The 6,625-nt window shown below is 68.7% G+C and carries 7 protein-coding genes; all 7 read left to right on the forward strand.

The window, feature by feature from the left end:
- The first annotated feature begins 31 nt into the window (after nucleotides 1-31).
- A complete protein-coding gene (locus tag VMR86_02155) occupies nucleotides 32-1,201 on the forward strand; it encodes a putative Ig domain-containing protein (protein ID HTO05834.1) in 1,170 nt (389 codons plus the stop codon).
- 129 nt (nucleotides 1,202-1,330) lie between these two features.
- Nucleotides 1,331-1,633, forward strand: a complete 303-nt coding sequence (locus tag VMR86_02160) for a helix-turn-helix transcriptional regulator (protein ID HTO05835.1) — start codon at nucleotides 1,331-1,333, stop codon at nucleotides 1,631-1,633.
- Between the two features lie 7 nt (nucleotides 1,634-1,640).
- Nucleotides 1,641-2,708 carry a type IV pilus assembly protein PilM gene (pilM, locus tag VMR86_02165; GenBank protein HTO05836.1) on the forward strand — a complete coding sequence of 356 codons (1,068 nt, stop codon included), beginning with the start codon at nucleotides 1,641-1,643 and terminating at the stop codon, nucleotides 2,706-2,708.
- Nucleotides 2,705-3,328, forward strand: coding sequence for a PilN domain-containing protein (locus VMR86_02170; protein ID HTO05837.1), 624 nt, complete (start codon nucleotides 2,705-2,707; stop codon nucleotides 3,326-3,328). The genes pilM and VMR86_02170 overlap by 4 nt, the downstream gene beginning before the upstream one ends.
- A gap of 12 nt (nucleotides 3,329-3,340) precedes the next feature.
- Nucleotides 3,341-3,988 carry a type 4a pilus biogenesis protein PilO gene (pilO, locus tag VMR86_02175; protein ID HTO05838.1) on the forward strand — a complete coding sequence of 216 codons (648 nt, stop codon included), beginning with the start codon at nucleotides 3,341-3,343 and terminating at the stop codon, nucleotides 3,986-3,988.
- A 1-nt stretch (nucleotide 3,989) separates the two neighbouring features.
- A complete protein-coding gene (locus VMR86_02180; protein ID HTO05839.1) occupies nucleotides 3,990-4,499 on the forward strand; it encodes a pilus assembly protein PilP in 510 nt (169 codons plus the stop codon).
- On the forward strand, nucleotides 4,496-6,625 hold a 2,130-nt coding region (locus tag VMR86_02185; GenBank protein ID HTO05840.1), incomplete at its 3' end, for an AMIN domain-containing protein. The genes VMR86_02180 and VMR86_02185, both read left to right, overlap by 4 nt.

Here is a 6,625-nt window from a genome sequence, read left to right on the forward strand (position 1 = left end):
GCAGCGTTCTTGCTGCCGGGTGGAGGTCGCCATGTCGAAGCGAGTCATCGCAATCGCGATCGCACTGGCGTGCGCGGCGTGCGGCGGCTCGGACCCGACGCCGCCCGCGTCGAGCGCACAGCCGGCGGCGTCTGCCAAGCCCGCGGGAAACTCCGAGCCGGAGATCGTGAGCGCCACGCTCTCACCGGAGCCGGCCGGCGCCGGTGACTCGGTGTCGATCGACGTGAACGCGCGCGACATCGACCGCGATCGCCTGCAGACCACGATCGAGTGGTACCGCAACGGCGAGCTCGACGCCTCGCTGCAGGGCGTGTCGATTCCGGGAAACACCTTCAACCGCGGCGACCGCGTGTACGCCGTGGCGCACGTCTCCGACGGCCTGCACGAGGTGAGCAAGGCGACCAATCCGCTCACGATCGGCAACGCCGTGCCCAAGGTGCGCGGGGTCTCGATCGGCCCGTCGAGCGCGACCGCCTCAGACGTGCTCGAGGCCCAGGCCACGGCGCAGGACGCGGACGGTGACTCGATCGAGCTCTCGTACCGCTGGTTCAAGAACGGCCAGCCGCTCGAGGGCGCGACCGACGCGCGCCTCCCGGCCGGCCGCGTGCGCCGCGGCGACAAGCTCGCGGTCGAGGTCTCCGCCAGCGACGGCACGGACCAGAGCGAGTGGGTGCGCTCGCAGGACTTCGTGATCGCGAACGCCCAGCCCGTGATCACCTCGCAGCCGGGCTACGAGATGGGCCCGACCGGCGTGTACAGCTACGAGATCTCGGCCAAGGACGCCGACGGCGACACACCGCTGCGCTACGAGCTGGTGAGCGGGCCGACCGGCATGGCGATCGACGACGCCACGGGCGCGGTCACCTGGACCGTCCCGCAGGACGCGAAGGCCAGCAACCCGATCGAGGTCGCCGTGACCGACGGCTTCGGCGGCCGCGCGACCCAGCGCTGGGTGCTCTCGGTCGACTGGAACCAGGCGCCAGCGGCGCCGGCTGGCGAGAACGGCGAGGACAAGGCGCCGGCGAACGCCAAGCGCGCCGCCGCGAACGGCGAGAAGCCCGCCGCCGCCGCCAAGTCGAGTGACTCGAAGAAACCGCAGGCCGCCAAGCCGCAGCGCGCGCAGCCGCAGCGCGGCGACGGCGACGACCTCGATCGTGATCAGGGGGAGGAGTACCGGCAGGAGAAGGAAGAGGAGTTCTAGCGGGGCGCGCTGCGGGTCGCTGAAGCCAACCTTGGGGTCGACAAGCCTCAAGTCGGTATTTCGGCCCGCCGATCAAGCGCGAAACGGATGGCCGGGATCTCATCGTGATCCAAGTCACCCGCGGCCTCGATGCAAGGGGAACTCAGGTCTTCTGCCGGCTCTAAACGGAGGGGCTCAGTGGCCAGTAACAACGTTCGGCGGATACGCGAGGCGCTCATGATGAGCAAGGCCGAGCTCGCGCGTAAGGCCGGCCTCTCGACCCTCACGATCGACCGCGTCGAGGCCGGCAAGACCTGCCGCCTCGACACCAAGCGCAAGATCCTGCATGCGCTCGGCCTGCGTGTCTCCGACAAGGACTCTGTCTTCGGCGATCGCCCCGTCGATCACCTGCTCGCCACTCACAGCGCGGACGCGCTGTCGGACGGGAACTGAGGCACGCATGGCACTGTTCGGAAACAAGACGGTCATCGGACTCGACATCGGCTCTTCGACGGTGAAGGCGGTCGAGCTGGAGCCGCACGGCGGCAGCTACCGCCTGCGCGGGTTCGGCTTCGCGTCGCTCCCGCCCGAGGCGATCGTGCAGGGCTCGTTCATGAACGCGCCCGCGATCTCGGCCGCAATCTCCGAGGCCTGCTCGATGGGCAGCTTCAAGTCGAAGGAAGTGGTGACCTCGATCTCGGGTCACTCGGTGATCGTCAAGCGCATCTCGCTCCCCGCGCAGAGCAAGGAGGAGCTGGAAGAGACGATCCGCTGGGAGGCCGAGCAGTACATCCCGTTCGACATCAACGAAGTCAACATCGATCACCAGATCCTGCGCGAGACCGGCATCGACGGCCAGATGGACGTGCTCCTGGTCGCCGCCAAGAAGGACCTGATCGACGACTACCAGAGCGTGATCACCGAGGCGGGTCTCTCGCTCGTGGTGATGGACGTCGACGCCTTCGCGGTCGGCAACATGTACCAGCACAACTACGAGCCGGCCGACGACACCACCGTGGCGCTGCTCGACCTGGGCGCCTCGGTCATCAACATGAACGTGATGAGCGGCTCCGTGCCGGTCTTCACGCGCGACATCACCTCGGGCGGCAATCAGTACACCGAGGAGATCCAGAAGACGCTGGGCATCACCTTCGAAGAGGCGGAGCGCATCAAGATCGGCGGCCGGCCGGGTGAGACGTCGAAGGACGTCGTGCCGCAGGAGGTCGAGGAGGCCATGCGCGAGGTCTCCGAGACCATGCTCGGGGAGATCCAGCGCTCACTCGACTTCTACCGCGCGACCGCCTCCAGCTCGCGCATCGAGCGCGTGCTCCTGTGCGGCGGCGCCGCGCGCGTGCCCGGCCTCGACCGGATCTTCCACGACAAGCTCGAGATCGCCGTCGACATCGCGGACCCGTTCCAGCGCGTCGAGATCGGCTCCTCGGCGGGCGACGAAGACCGACTCCGCGAGCTGGGTCCGGCTCTGTGCACCGCGATCGGACTCGCCATGCGGCAGGGGGACGACAAGTGATTCGAATCAATCTCCTTCCCGTCCGCGAAGCGCGCCGCGCCGCGAACCTGCGCAAGCAGGGCATGCTGCTCGCGATCGCAGCGGGCGCCGGCGTCGGCATCTGTCTGTTGATCTCGACCTGGATGGCCGCGCGCATCGCCCACGAGCGGGCGCTGATCGCCAAGAGCGAAGCCGACCTGAAGAAGCTCGAGAGCACGCTGGCCGAGGTCAAGAAGTACCAGACCGAGCAGGAAGAGATCGAGAAGAAGCTCGCGATCATCGACCAGATCGAGGCCGCGCGCTTGGGTCCGGTCAAGATCATGGACGAGCTGGCGACGCGCATGCCCCAGCGCGTGTGGCTCACCAAGATCGTCGAGAAGAACGGCACGCTCGAGCTCGAAGGCCGCTCGATCGACGCCGAGGTCGTGGCCGACCTGGCCGCGACGCTCGAGGAGTCACCGATACTCTCGGGGGTGGACCTCCAGGAGACTCACCTCGAAGAGGTCGACGGTCTCAAGCTGTCCGCCTTCAAGATGACCGCGCAGTACCCGTTCCTGAAGAACCAGTCCGAGGCCAAGAAGGCCGGCAAGCCCATGGCGGGCCGGCCTGCTCCCGCCGGCAAGAAGCCGGGCGGCGACTGAGAGAGGCGAGTCATGGCGATCGGCCAGAACATCGACGCCCAGAAGCTGCTGCAGAAATTCGAGCGGATGCCCGCGCCCATGCGCAGCGCCGTGCTCGGCGCGATCGCGCTGGCAGTCATCGGCCTGTACATGGTGCTGTTCTTCGGTTCGAACCAGGCCCAGCTCCGCACCCTGCAGACGCGCCACGCGAAGGTCGAGCAGGACATCTCGGCCGCCAAGGCGGTCGCGAACAACCTCGACGCCTTCAAGCGCAAGCGCGAGGAGCTGGGCCAGCAGCTCCAGGCCGCGCTCGAGAAGCTGCCCGAGTCGAGTGACCTGCCCGCGCTGCTCACGAACATCTCGACGCTGGGCAAGAAGTCGGGGCTGGAGATCCAGACCTTCAAGCAGGGCAAGAAGATCGACCGCGGCTTCTACTCGGAGCAGCAGATCGAGCTGCAGTTCACCGGCTTCTACCACGACATCGCGCTGTTCTTCGATCGGGTGGCAAGTCTCTCGCGCATCGTGAACCTGACCGAGCTCACGTTCGACGTGGAAAAGGACACCGGCGAGAGCCCGACGCTCAAGGTCAAGGGCATCGCGGCGACCTTCTACTTCAATGACTCGTCGAAGACCACGCCGGCCGCACCTGCGGCGGGCGCGGCGCCGGCGAAAGGAACCTGAGATGAGGCAGCTCCGTACCCTGCGCTGCGCGCTGGCCCTGGGCCTGGCCCTCGCCGTCTCGGCGTGCGGCAGCAAGGACAAGGTGGATCCGAACGCCAACAAGGCGGCGGTCGCGAAGCCTCAGAAGGCGGAGCCCGCCATGCCCGTCGCGGCGGCGTATCACTACGACCCGACGGACAAGACGGACCCGTTCAAGAGCTACATCCGCCGCGAAGTGACTCTGGAGAACGACTCGTCCTCGTCGCCGCTGGAACGCTTCGACCTGTCGCAGCTGATCGTCATGGGAATCATCTGGGGCGTCGACGAGCCGCGCGCTCTGATCAAGGACCCGACGGGCAAGGGTTACATCGTGAAGGCCGGCACGCCGATCGGGAAGAACAAGGGCCGGATCCTGCGGATCGAGGACAACAAGGTGGTGGTCAAGGAGACCTACCTCGACCACCTCGACCGAGCGACGACCAAAGAGGTGGAGCTCGAGCTCTACGCCAACGGAAGGAAGGACGGAGCATGACTCGGAGGGTGTCACTCACGATGTGGACGCTGCGCGCTGTCGCTGCGCTCGCACTGGCCGCGATCCCGCCGCAGGCGCGGGCGCTCGGGGCCGAAGTGAAGACGATCTCCGCCGTCGAGGTCCAGAACGACGGGGGCGTGACTCGGATCGTGCTGCGCGGGGCCAAGGACGCCATCTACACCGCGTTCATGAAGGACAATCCGCCGCGGCTGATCATCGAGCTGCCGGACGTGAACTTCGAGAACGTCAACACGCCGATCGCCGTGAAGAACGGGCTGGTCGACGAGGTGACCCTGGGCGCGTTCGGCGACGTGAAGGCCGGTCACAACATGGCGCGCGTGTCGATCGCGCTGGCCAAGACCGCGGAGTACGAGGTCAAGCCGCAGGGCGACGAGATCGCGGTCGAGCTGCGCGCCGGCAGCGACTCCACGGCCCAGGCCGCTCCGACTCAGCCGGGCCCGCCCGACGTGTCTCCGGACGACGAGGCGGCGTTCGCGCAGGCGGCGAGCGAGGCCGCGCCCGCCGCGCCCGACGCCACCGCGCCCGCGGCGCCGTCGGTGCCCGTGCCCAAGGCGAAGTCCGCGCCCGCGAAGCCCGCGGCGGCGGCCAAGACGGCCGCGGCGAGCGGTCCCGCCAAGGCCAAGCTGAAGGCGCTGGTCGCGAGCGCGAACGGCATCGAGATCCAGGCCGACGGCCCGATCGACAACGTCGACACCTTCCTGCTCGCGAACCCCGACCGCGTGGTCGTCGACCTGTTCGGGGCGAAGAGCGGCATGGCCAAGGCCAAGCAGTCGTTCGCCGACGGCATCGTGTCACAGGCGCGCGTCGGCGAGCACCCGGACAAGGTGCGCGTGGTGCTCGACCTGCGCTCGAAGACCGGCAAGCCGACCGTGGTCCCGACCGACAAGGGCGTGCGCATCGAGCTCAGCGCCGACGGCAAGAGCGCCTCGGCGACTGACTCGGCCAGCGCAGCGCCTGCGGCGCCGAACACCGCCGCCGAGGCCGCGCCCGCGGGTGACTCCGCGCCGATGGCCGCCGACGCCGCGACCGGTGACGCCACCGTGCAGAGCGTGCACTTCGAGTCTCTGCCCGGCGTCGACCGCGTCGTGCTGACGCTCGGCAAGAAGGTCACGGCCACCCAGTTCGAGCCCGATCCGAGCACGCTCATGGTGCTCTTGAAGGGCGCGATGATCGACGCCGCGACCGAGCGGCGCGTGGACACCAAGGAGTTCGGCGGCCCGATCGAGATGTTCTCCGTCTTCAAGACGCCCGACATCCCGACGCCCGAGGTGCGCGTGCTCCTGAAGCGCAACACGCCCGAGAAGGCCAAGCTCACCTGGGACGGCGGCCAGCTGCGCATCGAGATGGCGCGCCCCGGCGGCGCGCCTCCCGCGGCGCCCGCGAGCGCTGACTCCGGTGCGGCCGCGTCGGCCGACTCGGCGGCGCCGGTCCCGGCGGACCTGCCCGCGGACGCGGGTGCGGCTCCGGCGGCCCCGGCGGCGGGTGGCGACATGGCGGCGGCTCCGGCCGGTGACCCGCACGCGGCGGGTGACTCGCACGGCGCGGAGCCCAGCCGCGCGGTGCCGGCCGACATCGGCAAGAAGGCGCCCGCGCCGATCAAGACCGCGAACGGCGGCCAGGTCGCGTTCGATCCGTTCCTCGACGGCCCTGCGGACCCGGCGTCGATCGACATCCTCGAAGAGGGTGGCTTCGACGAGGAGAAGCAGTATCAGGGTCGCCGCATCTCACTCGACTTCAAGGACGCCGACATCGGCAACATCCTGCGCCTGATCGCGGAGGTCTCCGACCTGAACGTGATCGCCGGCCAGGACGTGGCGGGCAAGGTCACGATCCGCCTGGTCGACGTCCCGTGGGACCAGGCGCTCGACGTGATCCTCTTGACCAAGGGCCTGGGCTTCGTGCGCATCGGCAACATCCTGCGCATCGCGCCGACCGACGTGCTCAAGACCGAGCGCGAGGCGCGGCTGCAGGAGCGCCGCTCGCGCGAGAAGCTCGAGGACCTGGTCGTGAAGCTCCAGCCGGTGAACTTCGCCAAGGCGGGGGACCTCGACAAGCTGGTCAAGCGCCTGCTCTCGACGCGCGGCTCGGTGAACGTCGACGAGCGC

Source organism: Myxococcota bacterium (genome assembly GCA_035498015.1).
GTDB lineage: Bacteria > Myxococcota_A > UBA9160 > SZUA-336 > SZUA-336 > VGRW01.

What these genes read in the sequence shown, in the direction of transcription:
- VMR86_02155 (HTO05834.1), top strand. Translation starts at nt 32, where the DNA reads ATGTCGAAGCGAGTCATCGCAATCGCGATCGCACTGGCGTGCGCGGCG.
- VMR86_02160 (HTO05835.1), top strand. Translation starts at nt 1,331, where the DNA reads ATGCAAGGGGAACTCAGGTCTTCTGCCGGCTCTAAACGGAGGGGCTCA.
- pilM (HTO05836.1), top strand. Translation starts at nt 1,641, where the DNA reads ATGGCACTGTTCGGAAACAAGACGGTCATCGGACTCGACATCGGCTCT.
- pilO (HTO05838.1), top strand. Translation starts at nt 3,341, where the DNA reads ATGGCGATCGGCCAGAACATCGACGCCCAGAAGCTGCTGCAGAAATTC.
- VMR86_02180 (HTO05839.1), top strand. Translation starts at nt 3,990, where the DNA reads ATGAGGCAGCTCCGTACCCTGCGCTGCGCGCTGGCCCTGGGCCTGGCC.